At 36.8% G+C, this 25,981-nt stretch carries 23 protein-coding genes; 15 read left to right on the top strand and 8 right to left on the bottom strand.

The features are described from left to right. Nucleotides 1-490 precede the first annotated feature (490 nt). The 4 genes from FFM71_RS05140 (at nucleotide 491) to FFM71_RS05155 (ending at nucleotide 4,820) form a co-directional block, all read left to right on the top strand. Entirely contained in the window at nucleotides 491-1,876 is a 1,386-nt protein-coding gene (locus FFM71_RS05140) for a class II fumarate hydratase (protein ID WP_137611103.1), read from the top strand. A 1-nt stretch (nucleotide 1,877) separates the two neighbouring features. Then, nucleotides 1,878-3,272 (top strand): flavocytochrome c, encoded by a 1,395-nt coding sequence (locus tag FFM71_RS05145; RefSeq protein ID WP_137611104.1) that lies wholly within the window; start codon nucleotides 1,878-1,880, stop codon nucleotides 3,270-3,272. Nucleotides 3,273-3,371: 99 nt separating this feature from the next. Further along, the gene (locus FFM71_RS05150; protein WP_137611105.1) at nucleotides 3,372-3,950 is read left to right on the top strand and encodes a TetR/AcrR family transcriptional regulator; all 579 of its coding nucleotides are present in this window, start codon (nucleotides 3,372-3,374) and stop codon (nucleotides 3,948-3,950) included. A gap of 57 nt (nucleotides 3,951-4,007) precedes the next feature. After that, entirely contained in the window at nucleotides 4,008-4,820 is an 813-nt protein-coding gene (locus FFM71_RS05155) for an SDR family NAD(P)-dependent oxidoreductase (protein WP_137611106.1), read from the top strand. A 424-nt stretch (nucleotides 4,821-5,244) separates the two neighbouring features. Here FFM71_RS05155 and FFM71_RS05160 read toward each other — a convergent pair whose 3' ends face one another. The 4 genes from FFM71_RS05160 to FFM71_RS05175 form a co-directional block, all read right to left on the bottom strand. Then, nucleotides 5,245-5,871: an HAD family hydrolase gene (locus FFM71_RS05160; protein WP_137611107.1), complete on the bottom strand. Its 627-nt coding sequence runs from the start codon at nucleotides 5,869-5,871 to the stop codon at nucleotides 5,245-5,247. Nucleotides 5,872-5,884: 13 nt separating this feature from the next. Beyond that, a complete protein-coding gene (locus tag FFM71_RS05165; RefSeq protein ID WP_137611108.1) occupies nucleotides 5,885-6,637 on the bottom strand; it encodes a DeoR/GlpR family DNA-binding transcription regulator in 753 nt (250 codons plus the stop codon). Between the two features lie 474 nt (nucleotides 6,638-7,111). Then, nucleotides 7,112-8,539 carry a PTS transporter subunit EIIC gene (locus FFM71_RS05170; RefSeq protein WP_137611109.1) on the bottom strand — a complete coding sequence of 476 codons (1,428 nt, stop codon included), beginning with the start codon at nucleotides 8,537-8,539 and terminating at the stop codon, nucleotides 7,112-7,114. 13 nt (nucleotides 8,540-8,552) lie between these two features. Further along, the gene (locus tag FFM71_RS05175; RefSeq protein WP_137611110.1) at nucleotides 8,553-9,356 is read right to left on the bottom strand and encodes an alpha/beta hydrolase; all 804 of its coding nucleotides are present in this window, start codon (nucleotides 9,354-9,356) and stop codon (nucleotides 8,553-8,555) included. Nucleotides 9,357-9,504: 148 nt separating this feature from the next. Here FFM71_RS05175 and FFM71_RS05180 point away from each other — a divergent pair, with 148 nt between their 5' ends. After that, nucleotides 9,505-10,359: an AraC family transcriptional regulator gene (locus FFM71_RS05180; RefSeq protein WP_137611111.1), complete on the top strand. Its 855-nt coding sequence runs from the start codon at nucleotides 9,505-9,507 to the stop codon at nucleotides 10,357-10,359. A 341-nt stretch (nucleotides 10,360-10,700) separates the two neighbouring features. Here FFM71_RS05180 and thrB read toward each other — a convergent pair whose 3' ends face one another. Both thrB and thrC read right to left on the bottom strand, forming a co-directional pair. Then, nucleotides 10,701-11,573 (bottom strand): homoserine kinase, encoded by an 873-nt coding sequence (gene thrB, locus FFM71_RS05185; protein WP_137611112.1) that lies wholly within the window; start codon nucleotides 11,571-11,573, stop codon nucleotides 10,701-10,703. Beyond that, entirely contained in the window at nucleotides 11,560-13,050 is a 1,491-nt protein-coding gene (gene thrC / locus FFM71_RS05190) for a threonine synthase (protein WP_137611113.1), read from the bottom strand. The genes thrB and thrC overlap by 14 nt, the downstream gene beginning before the upstream one ends. 112 nt (nucleotides 13,051-13,162) lie before the next feature. Between thrC and FFM71_RS05195 the strand changes: the two genes are divergently transcribed. Both FFM71_RS05195 and FFM71_RS05200 read left to right on the top strand, forming a co-directional pair. Next, the gene (locus FFM71_RS05195) at nucleotides 13,163-14,338 is read left to right on the top strand and encodes a homoserine dehydrogenase (RefSeq protein ID WP_137611114.1); all 1,176 of its coding nucleotides are present in this window, start codon (nucleotides 13,163-13,165) and stop codon (nucleotides 14,336-14,338) included. Next, the gene (locus FFM71_RS05200) at nucleotides 14,338-15,666 is read left to right on the top strand and encodes an aspartate kinase (RefSeq protein WP_137611115.1); all 1,329 of its coding nucleotides are present in this window, start codon (nucleotides 14,338-14,340) and stop codon (nucleotides 15,664-15,666) included. The genes FFM71_RS05195 and FFM71_RS05200 overlap by 1 nt, the downstream gene beginning before the upstream one ends. Before the next feature lie 41 nt (nucleotides 15,667-15,707). Here FFM71_RS05200 and FFM71_RS05205 read toward each other — a convergent pair whose 3' ends face one another. Continuing rightward, a complete protein-coding gene (locus FFM71_RS05205; RefSeq protein WP_137611116.1) occupies nucleotides 15,708-16,583 on the bottom strand; it encodes an aldo/keto reductase in 876 nt (291 codons plus the stop codon). A 517-nt stretch (nucleotides 16,584-17,100) separates the two neighbouring features. Between FFM71_RS05205 and FFM71_RS05210 the strand changes: the two genes are divergently transcribed. The 6 genes from FFM71_RS05210 to phnW are packed head-to-tail and all read left to right on the top strand — an operon-like array spanning nucleotide 17,101 to nucleotide 22,467. After that, nucleotides 17,101-18,144: a phosphate/phosphite/phosphonate ABC transporter substrate-binding protein gene (locus FFM71_RS05210; RefSeq protein WP_137611117.1), complete on the top strand. Its 1,044-nt coding sequence runs from the start codon at nucleotides 17,101-17,103 to the stop codon at nucleotides 18,142-18,144. A gap of 13 nt (nucleotides 18,145-18,157) precedes the next feature. Continuing rightward, nucleotides 18,158-18,913 (top strand): phosphonate ABC transporter ATP-binding protein, encoded by a 756-nt coding sequence (phnC, locus tag FFM71_RS05215; RefSeq protein ID WP_137611118.1) that lies wholly within the window; start codon nucleotides 18,158-18,160, stop codon nucleotides 18,911-18,913. Further along, nucleotides 18,910-19,704 (top strand): phosphate/phosphonate ABC transporter permease, encoded by a 795-nt coding sequence (locus FFM71_RS05220; RefSeq protein WP_223876479.1) that lies wholly within the window; start codon nucleotides 18,910-18,912, stop codon nucleotides 19,702-19,704. Before phnC ends, FFM71_RS05220 begins: the two co-directional genes overlap by 4 nt. Beyond that, entirely contained in the window at nucleotides 19,701-20,552 is an 852-nt protein-coding gene (locus tag FFM71_RS05225; protein ID WP_137611119.1) for a PhnE/PtxC family ABC transporter permease, read from the top strand. Before FFM71_RS05220 ends, FFM71_RS05225 begins: the two co-directional genes overlap by 4 nt. 17 nt (nucleotides 20,553-20,569) lie before the next feature. Next, nucleotides 20,570-21,364, top strand: a complete 795-nt coding sequence (gene phnX, locus FFM71_RS05230) for a phosphonoacetaldehyde hydrolase (protein ID WP_137611120.1) — start codon at nucleotides 20,570-20,572, stop codon at nucleotides 21,362-21,364. Then, nucleotides 21,358-22,467, top strand: coding sequence for a 2-aminoethylphosphonate--pyruvate transaminase (phnW, locus tag FFM71_RS05235; protein WP_137611121.1), 1,110 nt, complete (start codon nucleotides 21,358-21,360; stop codon nucleotides 22,465-22,467). Before phnX ends, phnW begins: the two co-directional genes overlap by 7 nt. A gap of 72 nt (nucleotides 22,468-22,539) precedes the next feature. Here phnW and FFM71_RS05240 read toward each other — a convergent pair whose 3' ends face one another. Continuing rightward, nucleotides 22,540-23,205 carry a phosphatase PAP2 family protein gene (locus tag FFM71_RS05240; protein ID WP_137611122.1) on the bottom strand — a complete coding sequence of 222 codons (666 nt, stop codon included), beginning with the start codon at nucleotides 23,203-23,205 and terminating at the stop codon, nucleotides 22,540-22,542. 190 nt (nucleotides 23,206-23,395) lie between these two features. Here FFM71_RS05240 and FFM71_RS05245 point away from each other — a divergent pair, with 190 nt between their 5' ends. Beyond that, nucleotides 23,396-23,641, top strand: coding sequence for a hypothetical protein (locus tag FFM71_RS05245; protein WP_137611123.1), 246 nt, complete (start codon nucleotides 23,396-23,398; stop codon nucleotides 23,639-23,641). A gap of 570 nt (nucleotides 23,642-24,211) precedes the next feature. Next, nucleotides 24,212-25,972, top strand: coding sequence for a thiamine pyrophosphate-binding protein (locus tag FFM71_RS05250; RefSeq protein ID WP_137611124.1), 1,761 nt, complete (start codon nucleotides 24,212-24,214; stop codon nucleotides 25,970-25,972). Nucleotides 25,973-25,981 lie beyond the last annotated feature (9 nt).

The following is a 25,981-nucleotide window of genomic DNA, read 5'->3' on the forward strand; positions in this document are numbered from 1 at the left end:
CTCTTGGACTTATAGATATGTCCGAAAAACTTGAGCTTATTCAAAATACCTAATTAATGAACCGCCGTATACGGAACCGTACGTACGGTGGTGTGAGAGAAGGCTGCTGAAAAACTCCTGAATTTTTAATTTTAAAAAATCAATTCCCATAAAACAGTTATTATTGAGTACAAAAGTGGGTGAAATTACCCAAAATAGTGCTTCAAATAAAACGAAAATGGTGGATTAAATTTCTCTAATTTAGTTTTTCAGCAGCCTCGTGTGAGAGGTCGGTACATAAGGTACCTCCTACTCGATCAGCAATTGAATACTCTCAGCTCTGGAAACGGCATACTTACCTAAACTTTCAACCTTTAGTATTTTAACTAGTTTGAAAATAATATTATTACGGTGGTCCATATTACTAACCATTTCTGGAGGCAGTTAATATTTTGTTGCGGTCGTAAACTTCGCTATAATTGAGGTAATTATTTCGTTATGGAGGGAAAATATGTCTGATTATAGAATTGAAGAAGATACGTTAGGTGCCGTCAAAATACCATCCGAAGCACTCTGGGGTGCACAAACTGAACGCAGTCGTAATAACTTTTCAACTGGTGCGAAAATGCCATTGGAAATTATCAAAGCGTTATTGCAGATAAAAAAGGCTGCTGCAATTGCTAACAAGGAAGTGCAAGCAATTGATGCTAAAAAGGCTGATTTGATTGTGGAAGCAATCGATCAACTGTTGAATCTCGATGATACTGACTTACGAAAAGATTTTCCATTGGTTGTTTATCAAACGGGTTCTGGAACGCAAACTAATATGAATGTGAACGAGGTCGTTGCTCATGTTGCCCAGAGAATCAATTCTGAAATTGAAATTTTACCAAATGATGATGTTAACCATGGGCAGAGTTCCAATGATATTTTCCCAACTGCAATGAACATCACTGCTGCCATAGCAGTTGATAATCTGGAGATTTCAATTCAGCATTTAATTGATGAATTGAAACAAAAACAAACCAAGTATTGGAAGACTGTTAAGATTGGTCGGACGCATTTGCAGGACGCAACACCACTGACTTTTGGACAAGAAGTTAGTGGTTGGGTCAGCATGCTTGAACATGATTTAGATTACCTTAAGACCTTGAACCGAACCTTAAGCGAGTTGGCAATGGGAGGGACGGCTGTCGGAACAGGATTGAACGCCGCACCACACTTTGCCGATGAAATTGCTGAACAGATGAGTGTCGTTTATGAACATGAATTTACAGCCGAAACAAATAAATTCTTTGGATTGGCAGCACACTCGGGTTTAAACGTCGTTCACGGTGCTATTAAAACCTTGGCTAGCGATTTATTGAAGATTGCTAATGATGTTCGTTTTCTAGGTAGTGGTCCCAGATCAGGTTATGGTGAACTGAATATTCCGGCTAATGAACCAGGATCTTCAATCATGCCAGGCAAAGTTAATCCAACGCAAGCCGAGGCTATTACCATGGCTGCTGTTCGTGTTATGGGAAATGATGTCACTATTAATGTGGCTGCCAGTCAGGGAAACTTTGAAATGAATGTTTATAAACCAGTATTAATCTATACATTTTTGGAATCAACTGATTTATTAACTGGCACAATGTATGGTTTTGCCGACAAAATGATTGCTGGTTTGACAGTCAATGAAAAACGAATGGCAGAATTAGTTGACCGTTCTTTGATGACTGTAACAGCGTTGTCACCACATATTGGCTATCATGAAAGTGCAGAGATTGCACAACAAGCATTGCATGATGGGACAACCTTGAAAGTGGCTGCACTTAAATCGGGATTAGTAACTGAGGAACAATTTGATAAGTGGGTTGTACCAATTGATATGACTAATATTGAGGAGAAATAGCATGGCAGAAAAATTTATCTTTGAACCAACTAAAATTGAACAATTGCAAGACCATTATGACGTTATCATTATTGGATCCGGTGGCGCAGGGTTAACGGCTGCCATTCAAGCACATGAATTAGGACTATCACCGGTTATTTTGGAAAAGATGGATAAACTAGGTGGTAATACAAATCGCGCTTCATCTGGCATGAATGCTGCAGAAACTTCAGTTCAACTAGACCACAAAATCGTCGATAGTTTTGAAGATTTCTATAACGAAACTTATGTTGGTGGTGGCAAGCAAAATAATACCGAATTATTGAAATTTTTCACGGAACACGGTCCTTTAGCTATCGACTGGTTGGCTCAACACGACATCAAGTTGAATGATCTGACAATCTCTGGCGGTATGAAGACGATGAGAACACACCGACCAAGTACATTAGCGCCAATTGGTGGCTACTTGGTGACTGAATTGTTGAAGTGGATTTCCAAGGATAAAATTCAGTTGTTCGATAATATTAAAGTGACAGATTTATTGCTTGAAGATGGTCACATTGTTGGTGTTAAAGCCGATGCTGATAAAGAAATTCAAATCAAAGCTCCGACAGTAATTCTAGCTACGGGTGGTTTTGGTGCTGGTAAAGATTTATTAGCAAAATATCGTTCTGATTTATTGAATCTCCGGACAACTAATCAACCTGGAGCAACCGGGGATGGTTTGAAATTGGCTGAAAAAATTGGTGCTAAATTAGTTGATATGGATCAGGTTCAAGTTCATCCAACCGTTCAGCAGGATACACCGCATGCTTTCTTGATTGGTGAAGCTGTTCGAGGTGAGGGAGCAATCTTGGTCAATAACGATGGCCAACGTTTCGTTAATGAATTGAATACTAGAAAGAATGTTACGAAAGCAATTGATGATTTAGGTGGTACTGGTGCGTACTTGATTTTTGACCGTGAGATTAGAAATCGAGTAAAGGCTATTGAGTTTTATGATCACGTTGGTTTAGTAACAACTGGGCAAACAGTTGCCAAATTGGCAGCCGAAATTAATATTGATGCTGACAAATTAGTACAGACTGTGTCAGAGTGGAATCAAGCAGTTAAAAATCATAATGATCCAGCTTTCAATCGTACGACTGGTATGGAAAGAGATATTTCTGACGGACCATTTTATGCAATTCACATAGCACCAGCCGTTCACTATACAATGGGCGGTGTGGCTATCAATCACCAGACTCAAGTTCTTAATGAAGACGGTAATGCTATTGCTGGGTTGTATGCAGCCGGAGAAGTTGTCGGTGGATTACATGGAAATAATCGTATTGGCGGTAATTCAATTGCCGAAACAGTTATTTTTGGCCGTCAGGCTGGGCAACAGGTATTTAAATATTTGAATTCTGAGCATTAAATCTAATACAACACTTTATTTCGGGATAAAAATTCATAATTTTTAAAAATTATGAATTTTTTTATTGATTTTAACTGAACGATGGTTTAGTATAGGGCCATGCGAAAAATAGACGAAGCTAAAAAACAAGCAATTACCAAAGCAGTTTTTCAAATAACGTACGATGAAGGTATCACGAATCTTTCGATTGCTAAGATTGCTCGACAAGTTGGTATCAGTAAGGCGACAATGTATGTTTACTATGTTGACAAGACAGATATGCTTAGCAAAATTTTTTTGGAAGTGAAGCAGTTAATGGATACGGGATTGGATGAAAAGATGAAAAGTTCTTTGCCATTCAATCAACGAGCTTATAATGCTGTTTCTCATTTTGCAGAAGGTTTTGTTGAGTATCCGTATGAGGCCAATTTTATGCGGGCAATTATGTCTAATCCGGCTTTAGTTAATGATGGTGTGATTGAGCAGTCTCAAAAATTGGTGCAGTCATTGTATGATTTATTCGCCGAAGGTGTGGAAAACGGTCATTGGATCACCAATGATATGGAAATTCTAACTGCCATCATTTTTTCGCCAGTTGTAGAATTTACCGAGAATTACTTTCGAATGGGGCAGCCAGTGCCTAAAGATAAACTGACAGAACTAATTGATATTTTGATAAGTACGAATGTAGTCGAATAAAATCGGCTTTTTATTTAAAAAATAACTGAACGATAGTTCACTAAAGGGAGAATCATTATGACAAAAGTAGCAATTATTACAGGAATTTCATCAGGAATGGGTCACGCAGCCGCATTATATTTCCAAGAACAAGGTTTTGAAGTTTACGGTGGAGCCAGAAGAATGTCACGGATGCAAGATTTAGCTGATAAAGGAATCCATGTCCAAGAATTAGATTTGACTGACAAGTTATCAATTCGTCAATTGGTTGATCATACCGTAAAGGAACAAGGTCAAATTGATGTTTTGATAAATAATGCTGGATATGGAGAATATGGTCCGTTAGAAGAAGTACCAACAGAAAATGCCAAAAAACAATTTGAAGTGAATCTTTTTGGTGCCAATGAAATTACACAATTTGTTTTACCAGTAATGCGTCGTCAAGGATACGGTCGAATCGTGAATGTTTCATCAATCGGTGGAGATCTTTATACGCCATTGGGTGGTTGGTATCATGCAACTAAGGCCGGTATTAATATGTGGTCGGATGTGTTAGATATGGAAGTTAAACCATTTGGAATTCGTTCAGTTATTGTACAACCAGGTGGAACTGATACAGAGTGGGAAACAGTGGCGCTCAGTAATGCCCGTAAGAATTTACAAGAAGATTCACCATATGAACCTTTGGTAAGCCGTGCTGAGAAATTGACGGAGAATATGAATTTTGGTGCTACAGCTGAAGATCTAGCTCACGTATTTTATAAAGCAGCAACGGATGTAAGACCAAAACGACGTTACTTTAATTCAATTACTGATCATGCAACAGTAATCTTTGCACGAACAATGCCTAATGCTTATCGGGCGATTGTTTCTAGAATAATTAACAATTAATGATCTTGAATATTCCAACTGAAAATTTGTATTTATATATCTAAGGCCGAAAGTATGCCGTTTCCAGAGCTGAGAGTATTCAATTGCTGCGCGGAACGGCCCGAGCCTGGGAAGCGGTCTCGAACCTCGGTTGAAGCCTCGCAAAACCCGCGAGTTTTCAACGCGCCCGGTGGTGTAATTGCTGAAGCAATAACGCCACTTTCGCTGCAAATGAATACTCTCAGCTCTTCCAACTAGTTTATTTTTATATGGAAGGAATAATAAATGAAAACGTCTAATTATTTAAATAAATTAACTCTGGGTCTGTAACAACAACGGGTATATTAAATTTTTACATTCCAACGTATAAAAAAGCTGTTTCTCACTTACAGCCTGTATTAACGGCCTTGGTCCAAGTGAAAAGCAACTTTTTTTCAGCACAATTTTAAACTAACTTAATCAAATCAGTTGGGTTCTGCAATAGATAATCAACTTTAGAAAATTCAGGATTATCTTTAGCGCCCCAACTAGCCAAAGCAAATTCTACATTGGCATTTCGAGCACATTGAAAATCGTAAATTGAATCCCCGATATATAAGGTTTCAGCAGGATCGATTTGAAGTGTGTCGATGGCCTTGAGGATGGGTTCTGGATTTGGTTTATGAAGCTTTGTTTTTGACGCAGTGATGAAAGTTGAAAAGTATTTCTCAAGTTCAAAATTGTTCAATACTAAGCGCATTTCTTGATTGGTTCTTGAGGTAACAACACCTAGCTGAACTTTTTTTGCGGTTAATTGTTGCAGCATGGATGTGATACCGTCGAATAATTCGGAATAATGAAACATTTTATGATCATTTTGTTCCCATAACGTCAATAATTCTTTACTCTGTTGTGGACTATTGGAATATTTTTGAACGGCTTTAGTTCCCGGAATACCCAAGACATAGAAAAGTTCTTCAGCCGCTGGTTCAATATTTAAAGTATCTTTTAAAGTTTTTTGCCATGACTTAATGATAGTTTTTTCAGTATCGACAAGGGTTCCATCGACGTCAAACAAAATTGTTTTTGACATAAATAATTTCTCCTTAGACATAAACCATTTGAGTTTTAGATTTTAATAAGCGATTCTCTAACTTTTGAGGCAAGTGACTGTTGGTGATTATGTAGTCAATTTGATCAAGGTTGAGAACTTTAAAATTGTGTTTAACATTAACTTTGCTACTATCCAGAAGTAGAACTAATTTCTTAGATTGTTTGCGAATCTTAGCCTTGTAATCGATATCGTCATCATAAGCGTAGTAAATACCTTCTTCATCAATACCTACGCTACTCAAGAATGCATAGTCGAAAGTATAATTTTCCAAATCTAGACAGGGTCTAGTTCCAGTGACACAGCGTTTTTCAGCATCCAAATTTCCTCCAATAATTCGAGCTCGACAAGGCGAATTACGTATTAATTGATCGGCAATGTCGAGTGAGTTAGTTACAGCAAAGAGATTTTGGTTAGTTAGATATTTCGGCATAAATTCGACTGTTGTAGAAACATCTAAATAAATTTGCGTGGCTTGATTGGCGTAGATGGCAGCTTTTTGAGCAAGCTCTCGTTTGGAATTAACGTAATCGTCGCTTCGTTCTAAATAACCGTCCAACTTTTTGAAAGTGTTGGGCATGCTGATGCCACCATAACTTCGTTCAACCAAATTATTTTCAGTTAACTTGACGATATCGCGGCGGGCAGTGTCACGTGAAGAATTAGTTAAATCAATAATTTCCTTAAGTGTTAGAGTTTGTTTTTCTTGAAGGGCTTTTAAAATTAAATCTAAACGTTCTTTTTGCATAAGTAATCTCCATATACGTGAGGTACTAGTTAAATATGTTGTCTCCAAATCTGATAGTATTTACGTGCTGTTATAGCCTCGATTGGAATACTAAGAATACTTCAATATTAAAACTAACTTTTAACCAGAACCGTGTGCATCATCATATTTAAGCTGCAATAAGTAATTGCCTTAATAGTAGCTTATTATGACTTATAATACAATAACAAAAAAAGAAGGCTTTTTCATTTGGAATCGTAATTAAATTTTACGTGGTCCAAAATGAAAAATGACTTCTTTTTTATTATCAGTAATGTATGAGGCTAGTTGACAATTTATTTAAATAGTCATAAGTCTTAGTTTTATTGTTCCTGTCATAAAAAAGATAAATTAGTTGGAAAAGCTGAGAGTATTCAATTACACCACCGGTCGTACCGCTCAGCATATGAATACTCTCAGCTCTGGAAACGGCGCACCACATGTTATCAATAATTATTAAGCCTCTGCATCTGATGATTCCATCTTGTCATTGTATCCGAAGAGAAATGTCAGAACGAATGCAACTCCAAAGGCAATTAAATGTGAAATGACATAAGCGGTAAAATTACCATCAATACCAGTTTTAGGATTTATAAATGATGGGAAACCAATCAGGCTTCCAGTGAATCCGTAGATAACTAAGTGCATACCTCCAGCTACAGCTCCACCGACTGCGTTACCGATCATGACCATATAGAAGACACGTTTATATTTTAAAAGAATTCCGTATAGTGATGGCTCAGCAATTCCACAGAATGCTGAAACTCCAGCTGAATAACCAAGTGCTTCAAGTTTCTTTTTCTTAGTTTTAATAGCAACAGCGAGGACACCACCTGCGATACCAACAGCTGTGATTGATGTTAAGGCACAGATAACACTTTGACCAGTAACAGCCAAATCATTGATAACGATTGGGATGAGTGGCCAATGCAGGCCAAAGACTACCAAGATAGGGTAGAATGCACCGTAGATAGCGCCACCGATGATACCATTGAACGATAGTAATATTGAAATTCCATCGGCTAGGCCTTTACTCAAAACAGTGATTACTGGAGCAACTAATAATAGTAATGCGAATGAAAGAATAATTATTTCTAAAATAGGGACAAAGATACCTTGTACCATTTCGGGAATGGCCTTTTTCAGATACTTTTCAACGTATTTACCTAACCAGGCAGCAACGATGATTGGAAAAACTGAACCAGAGTAATTCATGACTTTGACGGCGAAACCACTCCATAAACCAACTTCAGGAATTTTGGCTGAAGCGATGCCAATGATATTTGGATGAATCAGGAAGGCACCGATAACTGCTAAAGCAATTGGATCAGAACCTAATTTTTTGGCGGCTGTAAATCCTAGAATAACAGGTAAAAAGTAGAAAATTGTATCAGCCATCGTATTAATTAACATGAAAATACCGGATTTGTCACTTAAAACGTTAGCACTGACTAAGCCAGCAAGAACTCCTTTAGTAATACCCGAACCAGCAAGCACACCGATAATTGGCATCATGGATGCTGTTAGCACACCGATAAATTCATCGTAGCCATGTTTAAATTTAGCTCCGAAACCTCGGGGAACATCCTTTTCATTAGTCGTTGTTGAAGCAACCACCGCTCCATCTTCAGTCGCCAAACGGGGTAGTTGCGATAGGATGGCATCGAAGACGTCGGTGACTTTATTACCAATAACAATTTGGTATTGCCCTTGAGCTTGCATAACTTTAATGACAACATCCATTTTTTCAAGTGCAGCAGCGTTGGCCTTACTCTCATCCTTAAGTGTAAAACGTAGTCGTGTCATACAGTGAATCAATGTGTTGATGTTTTGATCACCACCAACTTCAGCGATGATTTGTTTTGCATCCTTTGAGTAGTCCATGATAAATCCTCCTTTAACATAATCTTTCTTCGGGAATATAGTCGATTGGTAACCATTCCAAAATATTTTCAATAAACTTGTCCCAGTAGTACCAATCATGTTTACCATTGGTAAATTCAGTGTCAACTGAGATATTTAAAGCCTCTAAATTTTTGATAAATTTTTGGTTATCTTGATAAAGGAAATCCTGTCGACCACACCAAGCATAAAGTTTTGGAATTGGTTCATTTAAAGCCAATTTTTGCTTAGCTAAATGGATTAGGTTGTCAGATGAATTTTCGAAATCATTGCGTTGATTGATAACGCCATTCCAATAATTCTTGCTACGAAAACTTTCAAGAGTTTCGTTAGAGCCGCTAGGATTAAATGCTCCAGACAAGGCAGCTGCATAACTAAAATGATTGGTCGATAATGCAATCTTATAGGCTCCATAACCACCCATGGAAGTTCCAACAATGAAGCTTTTTTCACGTTCAGTAGAAATTTGTGGAAAGAGTTCATGAATTATTTTTGGTAATTCAATCGCAATTTCATCATAATAATCCATGCCATAAGTGGTATTAGAATACCAACTCAAATCAGCGTTAGGTAAAATTACTGCAATTGGTAAATGTTTAACCAATCGCTCAAGGCGAGTTTTACGTAACCAAGAAGTGTTGTCATCACTCATACCGTGAAGTAAGTAAATTACGGGTAAATCTTTTAGTGTATCTTTAGTCCAATCAGGATTGTCTGCGGTTCTTTGCGGAAGTAAGACATCCATTTGGCAATCTTTGAGTAGAGTATTTGAAAAGTAATTAACTTGAATATGTGCCATTTTTTGCTCCTTAGTGATTATTTGAGTTATGGGTAATCTTAATATCTCATTGACAAGTTATATTGTATACGCTTACAATTGAACTAATAACCTTTAATGTGTTCAAACAACTACCGTTTATTGTCTTGTGGCAAAGGAGTGCTTAATTATGGCAACACCAATGGAACTACTAGAATTTGATTATATAAATCCCATTAAGTGTATTTATCATCGGCCGATCGGAAAAAAATTTATTGTTCCACATTGGCATGAAGCAATTGAAATTTGTTATGTTGCTAAGGGAAATCCCGGAACAATGTTTATTGAAGATCAGGAATATCAACTGAAGGCTGGGGATGTTTACATAATTAATTCTCGTTTGATTCACAGCTTTAATACTTTTATTACAGATGATCAGCGAATTGTCACGTTGTTGATTAATTATGATTGGTTGAAACATTGTTTACCTCAGACTGTGAAGCAGAAAAGTTTTGATTTGATCAAGCTACCAAATAATGGTAATCAAATTCCGGCCTTTAACGAGTTAATTAATTTGATTAATAATACGAAGGATTTCCAAACTGAAGAACCCTCTGAAGATAATCACCTGAATCAATTGTCTACTTCAATTGAATTGATAAGTGTTTTGGTAAAGAACTTTACTCTAGATAAAGAATTAAAGCATGATATTCCGGAAGTGATTTCACAAATAATCGCCGAATTTCATGAACAATATCAAAATGAGATTCAATTATCAGACATGGCCAAGAAATATAATTATAGTTATGCCTATTTTTCTAAAATGTTTAAAAAATATTTAGGATTATCCCCAAAGAAATATCTAACACATCTCCGAGTACAAAAAGCATCTGAACTAATTGAGAACACTGATAATAGGTTTACAGAAATTGTGACAGAGACTGGATTTCCTGATGAGAAGAGTTTCTATGCTGCATTTAAGGATCGGTATCATCAGACACCATTGGAGTACCGTCGGCAATTGCGGCTGGTCTCTAAAAGGTAAAGGTTGAAAGTTTAATTAAGTATGCCGTTTCCAGAGCTGAGAGTATTCAATTGCTGCGCGGAACGGCCCGAGCCGAGGTCCGGTGGTGTAATTGCTGAAGCAATAACGCCACTTTCGCTGCAAATGAATACTCTCAGCTCTTCCAACTTGTTGTTTTTTTAATAAAAGGAATAATAAAACAAAACTCCTGATTATTTAAATAAATTAGCTCTAGGCCAGTAACAACAATGTTTATATTAGTTTTTCACCTTTCAACCTTCAGTTAAGAGCAAAAAGAAGTTACTTTTCACATAGGACTTGAATTGTCCAATGTGAAAGGTAACTTCTTTTGGTATCTACAATTAAATTACAGTAGCGCCGTTAGTACCTACGTTTAAAAGATGAGTTTCCCAATTAGGAAAGCTCTTTGTGATATTCGAAATAATTTTGTCAGCGGAGTTACTATCTTTGGTGATAGCCATCATAGTGGAACCACTGCCACTGATGTACATTACACTTTCATTAGCCTGACAAATCTCTTTGGCAGCTTGATAATCAGGAATCAATTGTGAGCGAAAGGGCTCGTGCATCTTGTCGACGATGGCTGATTTTATCAACTTAAGATCACCTAGTTCAAAGGCTTTTGATAAGGCAACCGCATGGCCAATTTGATAAATTGCTGTTTGATATGACATCTCTTTTGGTAATATCTGGCGAGCTTTTTCAGTGCTGACTGGATAGTCAGGTATTAAAGAAACGAAATGTAAATCAGAAGCAACTTCGAAATGGACAGTTTGGACGTCATTTCCATCCATAAACGAGGCACCTAGATTTCCATAAATTGCTGGTGCAACATTGTCAGGATGACCTTCAATTTTAGTGGCTAAATCTAACAATTGTTCCTTAGACAAATGACCATTAAACCAAGCATCAGCACCCATCAAACCAGAAACGATACAAAAAGCTGAGCTACCTAGACCGCGAGAGATTGGAATGTGATTATCAATAGTTATTTTGACGTTTGGGACGGTTTGTTTAAGAAACTCACAACCTTTGGTGAAAGCGCGATAAATTAGATTATCGACGGATTGATATTTTTTATCACAACCACTGATTTTTAATTTACTATCGTTTGGTTCAAAGGTGGTTGTTGAATAAAGCGATACGGCAAGGCCTAAACAATCAAAACCGACACCTAGATTGGCACTTGTAGCGGGGACACTAATTTTTATCATTGAAGTTATCCTCTACTTTCTCTAAAACATATTTCTCCATATCATCCTGAGCGATTACATCTTGATGAAGAATTGGCAAGTCCCAAACTTTGGCCAGATTGGAAGGAATTGGTTGATTGGTGAATTCTTGAAGGCGTTTCATAGATAGATGGTCGTCGGCAAAATTTTCGTCCATGATTGATTTCGTAACGACGTGAACAAATTTATAGGGACTAGCAGTACTCAGGAGAATTGATGGTGTATCAGGGTCATTTGCTTGATAGTCGCGCATAACTTTGTAGCCGACAGCTGTGTGAGGATCCATTAAGTAGCCATCTTTTTTGTAAACATCATTAATAGTAGTTTCAATTTCGACATCAGTAGCGAAACCACAGAAAAAATCAGCTTGAATATTCTTTAAAATTTCCGCTGAAACTTGGTAGGAACCTTTGGATTCCAAATCATCCATCAAACTTTTAACGTATTCGGTATCGCCGTTGCTCTTGTAATATAGCAGCCGCTCGAAATTACTGGAGATTTGAATGTCCATACTAGGAGCGTCAGTTTGTAAGAACGGAATATTACGATTGTAAATTCCTGTTTCAAAAAACTTTGTCAAAACATTATTAGCATTGCTGGCAACGATGAATTTATTTACTGGTAGACCCATTTGTTTAGCGTAGTAGCCAGCCAAAACATCACCGAAATTACCTGTTGGAACCGTGAAGTTAACTTTTTCTCCAAGCTTTATTTCTTGTTGCTTGACCAATTGTAAGTAAGCATCGAAGTAGTAGACGACTTGAGGTATTAAACGACCAATATTGATTGAATTGGCACTAGAAAGGCTGATGTTGTCGCCTAATTGCTGTTCCAAATTTTGATTGTTAAAAATCTTTTTAACATTACTCTGGGCATCGTCAAAATTTCCTTTAATGGCAGTAATTTCAGTATTATTACCGTCGGTTGTTTCCATTTGAAGTTGCTGAACTTTACTGACCCCATTGTGGGGATAAAAAACAGTGATAGCAGTTTGATCAAGATTTTTGAATCCTTCCAAAGCAGCTTTACCAGTATCACCACTAGTAGCTGTTAAAATCATGACCTTGTTATCCTTCTTGAGTACGCGTTTCATTAATTGAGGTAACATTTGTAAACCAATATCCTTGAAAGCACTGGTTGGGCCGTGGAATAGTTCGAGAACGTGAAAATTGTTTACTTTGACAAGCGGAGTTATTTTGGCAGTGTCAAAACTATGATCATAAGCGGAGGCAATACTTGTTTCTATCTCGGCTGTGGAAAAGTCCGGTAATAACTTTTCGAGGACAACCTTAGCGATTTGTTGATAACTCATTTCTTCCATAGAATTGAGATCAACATTGAGTCGAGATAATTCGGGGTAGACGAAAAGCCCACCATCATCAGCAAAGCCTTTTTTTATGGCATCCTTGGCTGAGAGCTTGATTTGCTTGTTACGAGTGCTGGTATAGTTTTTATTCATAAGTAATAACTCCTTGCTTTTAAATTATCTATATAGTAAACTGTCTATAAATTAAAAACAAGTGTTTATTATTCATGAACACAATAAAACGAAGAAGCAGGAGGTTAAACCTATGAAAATTGCAATCTTAGGATTTGGAACTGTAGGAAAAGGCGTGTACAAAATAATTAAGAAGGCCAATGTACAAACGCAAGACCTCTCTGTAAGTCATATCTTAATTAGAAAAAATAAGGCTCGTCTGATGCCTGAAATGACTGACGATATGAATGAAATTTTAAATGATTCACAAACAGAAGTTGTAGTAGAAGCTATCGGTGGAATTGAACCAGCCCATGAATATATTTTGGCAGCTTTGAAGCATGGTAAACACGTTATTACAGCTAATAAGGCCGTGATTGCCCGTTATCTCAAAGAGTTTACAGAAGCGGCTGACCAGCATAATGTTAAATTTTATTTTGAAGCTTCAGTTGGTGGTGGAATTCCTTGGATTCAAGGTTTAGAGAAAGCCTTGAGAATAGACAATGTCAATTCGATTTCCGGTATCTTTAATGGAACAAGTAATTTTATTCTTGACCAAATGAGTCGTAATGGTGAATCATTTATTGATGTCTTGAAGAAGGCTCAACAGTTAGGTTACGCGGAGGCTGATCCTAGCGCCGATATTGATGGCATTGATGTGGCAAATAAGCTATGTATCAGCGCTGATATTGCTTATGATATCGACATACATGATCACCAAAACCTACCAATTTTTGGTATTCGTAATATTACATGTGCTGATGTGAAGTATTTTCAGGCCAAAGGGTTAGCTGTTAAATTAATTGGACGAACACATCAAAAAGGTAATAAATTTGACTATGTGGTGGAACCAACTTTATTTTTAGACCGAACTTTGGAGGCTAATACACCAGATAATTACAACTTGATTTCCTTAAATGGTGACACTATTGGCAAACTCGATTTCTTTGGTCAGGGTGCAGGGATGTTTCCTACAGCCAATGCCGTTGTTCAAGATGTTTTGGATATCAAAGAATCCAAGAGCCATTTGAAACGAGATTTTAATAAGAAGTTGGAATATTGCCCAGAATTGACTAAAGGCGATTATCTAGTTCGCAGTAACGTGAATGTCAAAGATTTGTTTGCAGATTTTCAACCATCTGTAGAAGGAAGTTATCTTGCTGTTCATCAAATTCCAGTTGGCAAAATGCATCAATTAATGAGAACGGTTTTACAAAAAGATGCAGCGGCCTTTATGGTTAGTCTGCCCAGTCAGGGGGCTGTCGCATAATGAAAGTTGCAAAATTTGGTGGTAGTTCGGTAGCAGATGCTGGACAGTTTAAAAAGGTCAAACAGATTGTTGAAAGTGATGCCAAGCGTCAAATTGTTGTTGTTAGTGCAGCCGGGAAGAGCGTTACTGAATCAATAAAGGTAACTGACATGTTACTGGATTTGGAGCAAAGATTAGCTGAGGACGAAGATCCGGAACCAATATTTCAAGCTATTAGTTCAAGAATCATTAGTATTCGCGATAACCTAGGATTAGACGTTAATATTGAATCTGATTTGAATATAATTGCAGTTAATTTACATAATTGCTCGCACGATTATTTGATTTCTCGGGGTGAATATTTAACAGCCAAATTAATGGCTGCATATTTAAATTATTATTTTGTTGATGCTAAGGATATTTTGATTTTTAGTGATGATGGAATTGATTACAATCAATCGCAGCAACGTTTGTTAAAAGTTTTAACTCAACATGCTAAATTAGTTGTTCCCGGATTTTATGGAGCCAATGTAGATGGATCGATTCATTTGATGCCTCGTGGTGGCAGTGATATTTCAGGATCGATTTTGGCCAATCTAGTTGATGCCGAATTGTATGAAAACTGGACAGATGTTTCAGGAATATTGATGGCTGATCCAAGAATTGTGGCCCATTCACAAAAAATTGACAGTTTAACTTATGATGAATTGCAAGAATTATCTTATATGGGAATTGACGTCTTTCAAGAAGAGGCCGTTCGTCCAGTCCGTGAAAAAAGAATTCCAACAGCCGTGTTGAATACTAATAATCCTAAAGCCGGTGGAACTATGGTTGTCAGTGCCAATGAAGATAAGATAGATGACCATATCGTTACTGGTATTGCTGGTCGAAAAGATTGTACGGTCATTACTATTCGTAAATATCAGTTAAATAAACATTTGGAAGTTTTACAAAAGGTTTTGTCAGTCTTCCAAAAATTTAATTTAACAATTAGCTCAGTTCCCTCGGGAAACGATGGATTCAGCTTCTTGTGTCAACATGGAGAAATTGCCACACGTTTACCAGCCCTAATTGAAAAATTGAAGCATACCTGTGGGATTGATTCTGTAGAAGTTAATCAAAATATTGCTTTGGTTGCAGCAGTATCTTTACAGTTGAGCAAAAGACCAGCTATTGCAGGTAAGATTATGAATTACTTAGATAATAGTTTGATTCATGTTCGTTTTGTTTTCCAAGAAGGCAGCGATTTGAAAATAGTTTTTGGTGTCAACAACGATGACTATGAAAAGACCATTAAACGCATTTATCGCGAGTCAATGGAACATCATTTGAAGAAAATTTCTGCGTAATCAAAAATTCCAAGGTAGGATTAATCCTATCTTGGAATTTTTTATTTGGCATTATTTTGATTTGTATAGGTAGTTGATTTTTCCAAAAATTCTTCATCATCAGGATCAGCACCAACACGTTGATCACTGTCCAACGTAGCAATTTTAGTCATTTCATCCGCTGTTAAGTCAAAGTGATAATCGAACAAGTCAATATTTTCCTTGATACGATTTTCGTGAGTTGACTTAGGAATAACAATTTCCCCACGTTGAATGTGCCAACGCAAGATAATTTGAGCGGGTGATTTACGATACTTCTCAGCAAGTTCTTTAATAACAGGATTATCCACAACCTTGTTCAAACCGGCACCAAGTGGGCTCCATGATTCGTGGGCAATGTGTTTTTCTTGAAGATATTCATGAAGGTCAGTTTCTTGAAGATAAGGATGTGTTTCAATTTGATCGACCATTGGGGCAATCGTAGCAGTTTTCAACAATTGTTCGATATGGTGAGCCTTGAAATTTGAAACACCAATGGCACGAATTTTACCCGCTTTATAAAGGTCTTCCATTGCACGCCAGTTTTCTTCAAAACCTGCGGCAGGCCAGTGGATCAAGTAGAGGTCTAAGTAATCCAAGCCTAACTTTTGTAAAGAATTATTAAATTGGGCAATTGTTTCATCATAGCCACGAATATTGTTCCAGACCTTGGTTGTGATGAAAAGATATTTACGATCAATGCCGGATTCTTTAATAGCCTTTCCAACAGCCTCTTCATTGTCATAGAAGCTAGCGGTATCAATGTGTCTGTAACCACTTTCGATAGCCCATTTAACACTATTCAAAACTTGTTCGTCATCCATTCGAAAGACTCCCAAACCAACTTGGGGAATCATGACGCCATTTGCTAATTCGATATAAGGAATATTTGTAGCCATAAACCTACCTCCTAGTTATTTTCAATTCCATTATAGCTTACTAAAGGTTGAAAGTTTAGGTAAGTATGCCGTATGCCGTTTCCAGAGCTGAGAGTATTCAATTGCTGCGCGGAACGGCCCGAGCCAAAGAGCGAACTCGTTCCTCGGTTAAAGCCTCGCCAAACCTGCGAGTCTTCAACACGCCCGGTGGTGTAATTGCTGAAGCAATAACGCCACTTTCGCTGCAAATGAATACTCTCGGCTCTTCCAACTAGTTTATTTCTTTAATAACAGGAACAATAAAACAAATAACAAACGCAAATAACAAATATTTCTGATTATGTAAATAAATTGAATGACAATGGTTATATTTTTTTTGTCGTTCAGGATTTAGCTATAACTTACCTAAATGTATATAAAGTGTATAAATCATGTAAAGATTTCAATTAATTATTTTACAGAAAATTAACTGTTAATTTACATAGCTTTATTAATCTTAAGATGTTCAAAAAAATAGAGAGAAAGTTGGGAGTTATTTATGAAAAAAGGGCGATTATTAACCGCTTTTCTAGGGGTATTCTTGCTACTTACTGGGGTTCTAGCTGGTTGTTCATCAAAGAGTTCAGCAGCAGGAAAAACAGGAAGTGCAGATAGTAAAGAAATTACTATGGTTTTCTATCCAAATGAATCAGCAAAGAACTTTACTGCTTCACGTAAAGCCTTGCAAGAAGAATTACACAAGGCAACAGGTAAGAAAGTTAACATTCAAACAACAACAGATTACAACGTAGCTATCGAAGCTATTGCATCAGGTAAGGCACAATTGGCCTTCATGGGCGCTGATGGTTATATTCAAGCTCATGCTCAAAATAGCAAGGTTGAACCATTACTTCTTCAATCAGGTCCAGACGGTACTACTAAGGGTGCTAGTTATCGTTCATACCTAATGGTAAATAAAGATAAAGCCGATCAATACAAGAAAGACGGCAAGTACAATATCGACAAGATCAAGGGTGAAAAGGCTTCATTCGTATCAACAAGTTCTACATCAGGTTTCGCTGTTCCAACAGATGAAATCCAAAAGCATTTCAAGTTGAAGAACAAAGATGATTTGTCTGAGGGTGGCAAGTTCTTTGATAAAGTTCTTTACGGTAGTACTCATCCCGGTTCAGCAATCAACTTATTGAAGGGCGACGCTGACGTTGCTGCATTTGATGATATTGATCTAACACCATTCCTAAAGGTTTCAGAAGGTAGTTATGACAAGGTTGGCTCAACATTCAAAGTTAAAGATGATGCTGATGCTCCATTTACAGAATTTAAGGGTAAGGAATTAGTTAATATTTCAGTTCTACCTGTTCAAAATGGACCTTTCGTAGTTAATACAAAAGCTCTAAGCAAGAAAGATACAGACGCAATTGCCAAACGCTTTACTTCAAAAGATTTTACAGACAACAAAGATTTATTCTCAGATGGTAAAGGCAAGACACCAACACTATGGCAAAAGAAGAGCGACAAGATGGTTCTTCTAAAAGTTACTGATGATTGGTACAAACCAACTCACGAACTAATTGGTAAATAAGAGGTAGTTATCTATGTTAGAGGTTAAAAATTTACAGAAGAGTTACGAGAAAGATAGACCCGCTTTGACTGACATTTCATTTGATATCAAGCCAGGTACATTCGTGGCTATTATTGGACCTTCTGGTGCTGGTAAAACAACTATTTTAAGAAGTTTGAACCAGTTGATTAAAGATGACGATGGTCAGATCCTCTTAGATGGGGATGACATTCGTACCGCTAACAAGACACAATTGAGAAAGTTTCGCCGCCAGATTGGAATGGTTTTTCAAAATTACAATTTGGTAGAACGATTGACAGTGATTGAAAATGTTTTGCACGGTCGACTAGGTTATAAATCAACATTGGCCGGTGTTTTTGGACGATACACTCAAGAAGAAAAAGAAGAAGCAATGTCACTTTTAAAGAAAGTTGGTTTAGAAAACTTTGCTTTAAAGAGATGTTCTGAATTGAGTGGTGGTCAAAAGCAACGTGTTGGGATAGCACGTTCTTTAATTCAACATCCTAAGGTCATCCTATGTGATGAACCAATTGCTTCATTGGATCCAGCTTCTGCCCAAAATGTCATGGAATTATTAAAAGACTTAACCGAAGAATACAACCTAATCTGTATTGCCAATCTTCATCAAATTAATATGGCCAAAAAATATGCTGATCAAATTATCGGAATCAGAAAAGGAAAGCTAGTTTTCGATGAAAGTTCTGATTTATTGTCAGAAGATATTTTACGGACACTTTATGATCAAGATATTACAGAGGAGCTTGAATGATGCAATCTCCTACAAAGTATTTAGCACATAAAGGTTGGCATCAAACGGCAGTTATCGCCATTATCGGTGGTATCTACGTATTCGGTAGTTGGGCACTAGATTTTAATAATTTAAATGGATTAATTGCTGTTCCTAAGGCTTTTGCCTGGTTAGGAATCAATTTCAAGCCAACAGCAAATTCAATGACATATTTGCCAAGAATTTGGCAAAAATTGATACAAACAGTTCTATTAGCTATTTCATCAACCGTTGTAGCTGCATTTGTTGCAATTTTTGTAGCGCTATTAGGATCTAAAGTAACAGGGGTTAATGCCTTCGTTCAAACAATTGTCCGTGGGATTGCTTCTTTCTTTAGAAATATTCCATTAGTTGCTTGGTCGATGATTCTACTCTTTGCATTTAAACAAAGCGATTTTACTGGATTTTTAGCCTTGCTGTTAATGTCAGTTGGTTACTTGATACGCGCTTTTATGGAAATCATTGAGGATGAAGCTAGTGAAACTATGTTGGCCTTGAAGGCGACGGGGGCTAGTTACTTCCAAGTTATTTTCCAAGCTGTTCTTCCACAGATCTTGCCAAGTATTCTCAGTTGGATTCTTTATATGATTGAAAATAATGTTCGTGACGCTACGCTGGTTGGTATTTTGACTGGTACAGGTATTGGATTTATTTTCGATATTTACTACAAGAGCTTCCGATTTGATGCTGCTGGTATGACCGTATTGGCAATTATTATCGTTGTAATTGCTTTGGAGACTATTTCAAATCAAATTAGGAGGGTGATCTTGTGATAAATAGTGAAGAGAAAATTATTCAAAAACCTAAAAATCCAAGATCTCCTCAGATTAAGTTGCATGAAAAATCTCTTTCAAGAACAATGATCTTCGTAGTTTTTATTAGCTTAGTTTTAATTACGGGATATACGTTGACTCATTTAGATACTGCCGGCGTCAAAGTTAACGTTGCTTTTAGAGAATTAGCAATGACTTTGAATCAGATGTTCTTACAACCTAATGCAGGTACCGACGGGGTGCCATTGCTACTTCAAGCTTTGGCAAGTAGTGTAATGCTTTCAATACTAACTACTATTATCGGTGCGGTTTTTGGATTCTTATTTGCTGTTTTGGCTTCTAAAAATTTGACTAATGCATATTTAGGAGCAGGTATTCGAGTTGTAATGGCAATTGTCCGAGCAATCCCCACAATTATCTGGGCTTTGATTTTCTCTATTGTCTGTGGATTAGGATCCACAGCTGCCATCTTGGGGTTGAGTTTTCATAGTATCGCTTATTTAACAAAAGCTTATTCAGAAAGTATTGAAGGAATTGATAAGTCGACAATTGAATCCTTAAAAGTTACTGGCGCAAAATTCTGGGTTATCGTTTTTCAAGCAATTTGGCCAACGATTGTGGCATCCTTTGTTTCTTGGACATTCATCCGTCTAGAAATTAATTTTGCCAATGCGATTGCTGTCGGTGCTGCTGCAGGTGCGGGTGGAATTGGTTATCAACTATTCGTAGTTAGTGGAATGAGTTTTGATTTCCATGAGACAGGGTTTATCGTTTACTTAGTTATTTTAGTAACATTTGTACTTGAGTTTATTGCGGTTAAGATTAGACAGTTTTATTTGAACCGTTAGGTTAGGGAGAGAATTTTATGATTGAAGCAGTAATTTTTGATTGGGCTGGAACAACGGTTGATTATGGTAGTTTGGCTCCAGTTATCGCATTTAAAAAGGCGTTCAAAGATGCCGGTATTGAATTGAGTGATGAAGATATTCGTCAAGATATGGGAATGGCGAAATGGGACCATATTGGTAGAATCTTAGAGCTCAATGATGTTAAACAACAATGGGAACAAAAGTATTCAAAAGAGCCTAATGATGACGACCGCAAGAAAATCTATGCGGATTTTCAAGAAGCATTACTTCGTTATTTGAGAGAATCTACTGAATTAAAATCCGGGGTAATAAAGACTTTTAACTACCTTAAAGAGTACGGAATAAAAGTTGCGACAACTACTGGCTATACTGCAGAGATGATGAAGGTCGTTCAGGATAAGGCTGCTGAAGCAGGTTATACTCCAGACTTAATCATTACATCAGAAAATGTAAATGGATTAGGCCGTCCATCACCAGCAATGATTCAATTTATTATGAAAAAATTCGATATCAGTGATCCTGAGAAGGTCATTAAAGTAGGGGATACTTTGGTTGACATTGAAGAGGGTCAAAATGCTAATGTGAAGACCGTTGGGATAGTTGAAGGAAGCAGTTTGATGGGATTATCACAAGTTGAATTTGATGAATTGAATACTGAAGATCAGATAACTAAACGTAATGAAGTTAAACGTAGTTTTGAAACAGTCAATACTGATTTTGTAATTGATAGTATCTATGACTTAGTTCAAATTATTGAATACTTAAATGAATCGATGGATAAAAAATGGTAGAAAAATACTTACTTCTAACTCCAGGTCCCTTAACAACTAGTGAATCAGTTAAAGCAGCAATGGATTTTGATTACTGTACTTGGGATGATGATTATAAAGAAATTACACAATCATTTCGTCAGTCATTGTTGGATTTAGCACAGGTTAATGCTGATGAATATACAGCTGTTCCTATCCAGGGTAGTGGTACCTATGGTGTGGAGTCAGTTATCAGTTCAACAATTTCAGACGATGATAAATTGTTGATTGCTATTAATGGTGCATACGGCAAACGAATCAGTGAAATGGCTGATATTTATGGTATTGATCACGTTGATTTAGTGGTTGATGAAAGAGAACCGATTACTCTAGAAAAAGTAACAGAGTATCTGGACAAGTATCCTGAAATTTCACATTTTGCCATGATTCATTGTGAGACAACCACAGGTATTTTGAATCCTGTTGAAGATATTATTCCTTACGTTAACGCACAAGGAATTGTTACTATCGTGGATGCCATGAGTAGCTTTGGTGGTGTTCCCATCAATGTTCAGGAAGAGAAAATAGATTATTTGATTAGTAGTTCTAACAAATGTATTCAAGGTGTTCCTGGATTTTCATTTGTAATTGCTAGAAAACAAGTTCTTGAAGCATCGAGAGGTTTATCAAGAACTTTGTCACTTGATTTATTTGATCAGTATGCTGAAATGGAACGCAATCATGGTAAGTGGAGATTTACTTCACCAACCCATGTAGTTCACGCTTTTTATGAGGCCCTTCAAGAACTAGGACAAGAGGGCGGGGTAATTGCTCGACACGAGCGTTATGAAAGCAATCAGAAACATTTAGCTACTGGCATGGAAGATCTTGGATTCAAAGTATTGATCGATGAAAAGTATCAATCACCAATCATCACTTCATTCATTTATCCAAATGACGACTTTGATTTCAATGAGTTTTATCATAAATTAAAAAAAGATGGCTTCGTAATTTATCCAGGTAAAATTTCTCAAGTACCAACTTTTAGGATTGGTAATATTGGGGAAGTTTATGATGAGGATATTACTAAGTTACTTATAGCAATTAAAGATATACTAAACTCTGGAAATGGTTTGCGTAACTAAATTTTCAACCTTTAGATTTTCAGTGAATAAGTAACAAAAAAGACAATCAACTATTATGCTGATTGTCTTTTTTTATTGGTCAGATTTATTTAGTCTTAAAAAATTACCAATTGAATCATAATATTTCAGATATAACATCTCTGAACATTCCCACCAAGCACCGGCTAATAACATGCTACCAGTCACATCACTGAGGAAATGTCCTCTCAAATATACTCTGGAAATTGCAACAACTATCAACCAGATAATTAAAAGAATATTGATAGTATGTCTATTCGATAATGATTTGATCATTGGCAAAACTAAAAATATTAAGGTCATAATAACTAACATAGTTCCAAAAACATGTCCACTGGGAAAACTGAAACCTGATGCAGGGATGATTTTGTCAGTCGGTCTAGTTCTTTTCACAGTTATCTTAATCAAGTATGAAATAATATTGCCACCAATTAAGACAAATCCAATCCAGAAACTTGCGTCTTTCCTACCCATTCGATAGAGCAAGAGCATCATGATGATTAAATAAATAACATCCATGAGGGGACTACCGAGAAAGGTAATAAATGAAAAAATCTTTGTATTGAATGGTGAAGTGATGGCACTAAAGATATTTTGGGTGGCGTGATCAATACCATAAATAAAAGAACTGTTGGTAACAATTAATATTTCTAACAGAAAGAATGCGACCACATAAATTATGGCGAGCCATTTTCTGCGACTATTTTCCTTGAATATCAAAATACGAACTCCTTTGAAATCAGAATGATAAGATTCCCCCTTATCTATTCTTAAGCTTTGATTGTAATATTATTTTCATAATAAATACAGGTATTTACATAAATTCCTAAAATATATTTAATCATACAAATAGATATACCTGCAGAATAATAAAATGGTATAATTTGGTTTACTAAAAAGGAGGCTGAAAATGCTCACATTAATGGCAGCCAGTTCCAGTAGTTCAACGCCACTACTAATCGCTATTGGAGCGGCTATTCTCGTGATTATTTGGTTATTTATCAAAACGGGGATTGCTTTATTACATCATCCAATCATCGGAATAATTCTAATTTTACTAGGAGTCCTTGGATTGTGGAATTACTTGATTATTGGAATAGGGGTAATTGTAGGTGGAATAGTTTTCTTAGTCGTATCACGATTTTTTAATAATTAATAAAAGTGGGACAGGGCGGAGGCCTTGTCCTTTTATATTTTCAAAAACTTTCAACTTTATTAATAAACTAAAGGTTGGAAGTTTAGGCAAGTATGCCATTTCCAGAGCTGAGGGTATTCATTTGCTGTGCGGAACGGCCCGAGCCTGGGAAGCGGTCTCGAACCTTAGGTTGTTTGAAGCCTCGCCAAACTCACGAGTCTTCAACGCCCGGTGGTGTAATTGCTGAAGCAATAACGCCACTTTCGCTGCAAATGAATACTCTCAGTTCTTCCAACTAATTTATTCTTTTAATGGCAGGAATATAAATAATAAAATTAATATTTCTGATTATTTAAATCGGGATTTAAATAAATTATCTCTAGGTCTGTAACTACAACGTCTATATCACTTTTTCAACTTTCAACCTTCAGTAATAAATATTAATCGTGTCACATTATTTGATAACTAATTAAATTATGGTAAAGATTAATTATTTGATTTTTTCTTAAAAGTGTCCGATGATAACGGTTGCAAGCAGTATATAATGTAAGACTTTTTTTATCGAAACTTTGCAGAGGGAAAGTGGAAAAAATGACAAAAATGATTGCTGGACAAGCTTTAGTTAAAGTTCTTGAGAACTGGGATGTTGATCATATTTATGGTGTTCCCGGTGGTTCAATTAATCATACAGTTGAAGGTCTTTATTTAGAAAAAGACAAGATTAAGTATATTCAAGTTCGTCACGAAGAGGTTGGTGCGATTGCCGCTTCCGCGGACGCTAAATTTACTGGTAAAATTGGTGTGACATTTGGTTCAGCTGGGCCCGGTGCTACACATTTGTTCAATGGTTTGTATGATGCAAAGATGGATCACGTTCCGGTTTTGGCATTAGTTGGTCAAGTACCACAAGAGAACATGAATACTAACTATTTCCAAGAAATGGATGAAGGTCCAATGTTTACCGATGTTGCAGTTTTCAATCGGACTGTGACAACTGCTGAACAAATACCTTACGTTATCAATCAAGCTATCCGTGAGGCTTATCGTCAAAATGGTGTTTCTGTAGTTATTTTGCCAGAAAATTTGACTAGTGCTGAGATTGACTATGTTCCAAGCAAGACGCCAAAGACTGTTGAACAAACTTATACTCAAACAATTAATCCTGAGGATATCCAAAATACTTTGAAGATGTTGAAGGATGCCAAGCATCCATTAGTTTATGCTGGTCGTGGTTTGTTAGGCGCTAAGGATGTTTTGACTAAGTTTTCTGAACAATTCAATGTGCCAGTTATGACAACTGTTCCTGCCACTGGTGTTATTAGCAGCGACCATCCTAACTTTATCGGGACCTTTGGCCGTTTGGGTACTAAGTCAGGATTTGAGGCTTTGCAACACACTGATTTGATTCTATTTATCGGTTCAGAATTTCCATTTGCTAGATTTTGGCCAGAAGGTGTCAAAATTATTGATGTAAATAATAACCCTTATGATATTGGTAAGACGGTTGATGTCGATTATGCAGTGATTGCCGATGCTAAGAGTTATTTGCAAGGTTTGATTGATACGAAAGAAACTTTATCAGCTGGAATTTGGTTGAAAGCTAACCAAGAAAATAAAACTAACTGGGACAAATGGCTTGATAGTCGTGCTGCTGATGACAGTCAAGGTTTGAATCCAGAAACAATTACTAAAAAAATGGCTGAAATGGCTGGTCCTAACGATACTTATGGTGTCGATACAGGTAATGTCACAGAATTTGGTGTTCGTGGATTGCCAATGAACCATAACCAACGTTTTGCTTTGTCAGGATTATTTGCCACAATGGGCTTTGGTTTACCCGCAGGACTGGCTGGTGCTTTGAGTGTTCCTGACGCTCAAGCTTGGACATTATCAGGTGATGGTGGATTTTCAATGGTCGCCCCTGATTTAATTACTGAAGCTAGATATGGATTGCCAGTTATCAACGTGATTCTTTCGAACGAAAGATTAGGCTTTATCTATTATGAACAAGTAGCTTCAAAACAACACTTATATGGTGTCGATTTGACCGGAGCTGACTGGGCTAAAGTTGCCGAGGGACTTGGCGGTATTGGTTTCACTGTCAGTTCAATTAAAGAAGCCGACGAGGTCTTTGGTAAAATCAAAAAATTACAGGCTAATGGTAATAAGAAACCAATCGTCGTCAATGCAGTTATTAGACAAGTTGATCCAATTGCAACTGCCTTCATGCCAATGGATGCTAAATTGTATGGTCAAGATGCAGTTGATGAGTATGCTAAAAAGTATGAAATTGATCCTAATACTCAACCTGCTTTGGGTGAATTATTACGTGCACAGGGTGATAATTTGTAATTGATTTTT

The organism is Companilactobacillus huachuanensis (assembly GCF_005404815.1).
In the GTDB taxonomy this organism is placed as follows: Bacteria; Bacillota; Bacilli; order Lactobacillales; family Lactobacillaceae; genus Companilactobacillus; species Companilactobacillus huachuanensis.

What these genes read in the sequence shown, in the direction of transcription:
- FFM71_RS05155 (WP_137611106.1), top strand. Translation starts at nt 4,008, where the DNA reads ATGACAAAAGTAGCAATTATTACAGGAATTTCATCAGGAATGGGTCAC.
- phnX (WP_137611120.1), top strand. Translation starts at nt 20,570, where the DNA reads ATGATTGAAGCAGTAATTTTTGATTGGGCTGGAACAACGGTTGATTAT.
- FFM71_RS05140 (WP_137611103.1), top strand. Translation starts at nt 491, where the DNA reads ATGTCTGATTATAGAATTGAAGAAGATACGTTAGGTGCCGTCAAAATA.
- FFM71_RS05175 (WP_137611110.1), bottom strand. Translation starts at nt 9,356, where the DNA reads ATGGCACATATTCAAGTTAATTACTTTTCAAATACTCTACTCAAAGAT.
- FFM71_RS05200 (WP_137611115.1), top strand. Translation starts at nt 14,338, where the DNA reads ATGAAAGTTGCAAAATTTGGTGGTAGTTCGGTAGCAGATGCTGGACAG.
- FFM71_RS05170 (WP_137611109.1), bottom strand. Translation starts at nt 8,539, where the DNA reads ATGGACTACTCAAAGGATGCAAAACAAATCATCGCTGAAGTTGGTGGT.
- phnW (WP_137611121.1), top strand. Translation starts at nt 21,358, where the DNA reads ATGGTAGAAAAATACTTACTTCTAACTCCAGGTCCCTTAACAACTAGT.
- FFM71_RS05150 (WP_137611105.1), top strand. Translation starts at nt 3,372, where the DNA reads ATGCGAAAAATAGACGAAGCTAAAAAACAAGCAATTACCAAAGCAGTT.
- FFM71_RS05220 (WP_223876479.1), top strand. Translation starts at nt 18,910, where the DNA reads ATGATGCAATCTCCTACAAAGTATTTAGCACATAAAGGTTGGCATCAA.
- FFM71_RS05160 (WP_137611107.1), bottom strand. Translation starts at nt 5,871, where the DNA reads ATGTCAAAAACAATTTTGTTTGACGTCGATGGAACCCTTGTCGATACT.
- thrB (WP_137611112.1), bottom strand. Translation starts at nt 11,573, where the DNA reads ATGATAAAAATTAGTGTCCCCGCTACAAGTGCCAATCTAGGTGTCGGT.
- thrC (WP_137611113.1), bottom strand. Translation starts at nt 13,050, where the DNA reads ATGAATAAAAACTATACCAGCACTCGTAACAAGCAAATCAAGCTCTCA.
- phnC (WP_137611118.1), top strand. Translation starts at nt 18,158, where the DNA reads ATGTTAGAGGTTAAAAATTTACAGAAGAGTTACGAGAAAGATAGACCC.
- FFM71_RS05245 (WP_137611123.1), top strand. Translation starts at nt 23,396, where the DNA reads ATGCTCACATTAATGGCAGCCAGTTCCAGTAGTTCAACGCCACTACTA.
- FFM71_RS05165 (WP_137611108.1), bottom strand. Translation starts at nt 6,637, where the DNA reads ATGCAAAAAGAACGTTTAGATTTAATTTTAAAAGCCCTTCAAGAAAAA.
- FFM71_RS05205 (WP_137611116.1), bottom strand. Translation starts at nt 16,583, where the DNA reads ATGGCTACAAATATTCCTTATATCGAATTAGCAAATGGCGTCATGATT.
- FFM71_RS05180 (WP_137611111.1), top strand. Translation starts at nt 9,505, where the DNA reads ATGGCAACACCAATGGAACTACTAGAATTTGATTATATAAATCCCATT.
- FFM71_RS05145 (WP_137611104.1), top strand. Translation starts at nt 1,878, where the DNA reads ATGGCAGAAAAATTTATCTTTGAACCAACTAAAATTGAACAATTGCAA.
- FFM71_RS05210 (WP_137611117.1), top strand. Translation starts at nt 17,101, where the DNA reads ATGAAAAAAGGGCGATTATTAACCGCTTTTCTAGGGGTATTCTTGCTA.
- FFM71_RS05250 (WP_137611124.1), top strand. Translation starts at nt 24,212, where the DNA reads ATGACAAAAATGATTGCTGGACAAGCTTTAGTTAAAGTTCTTGAGAAC.
- FFM71_RS05195 (WP_137611114.1), top strand. Translation starts at nt 13,163, where the DNA reads ATGAAAATTGCAATCTTAGGATTTGGAACTGTAGGAAAAGGCGTGTAC.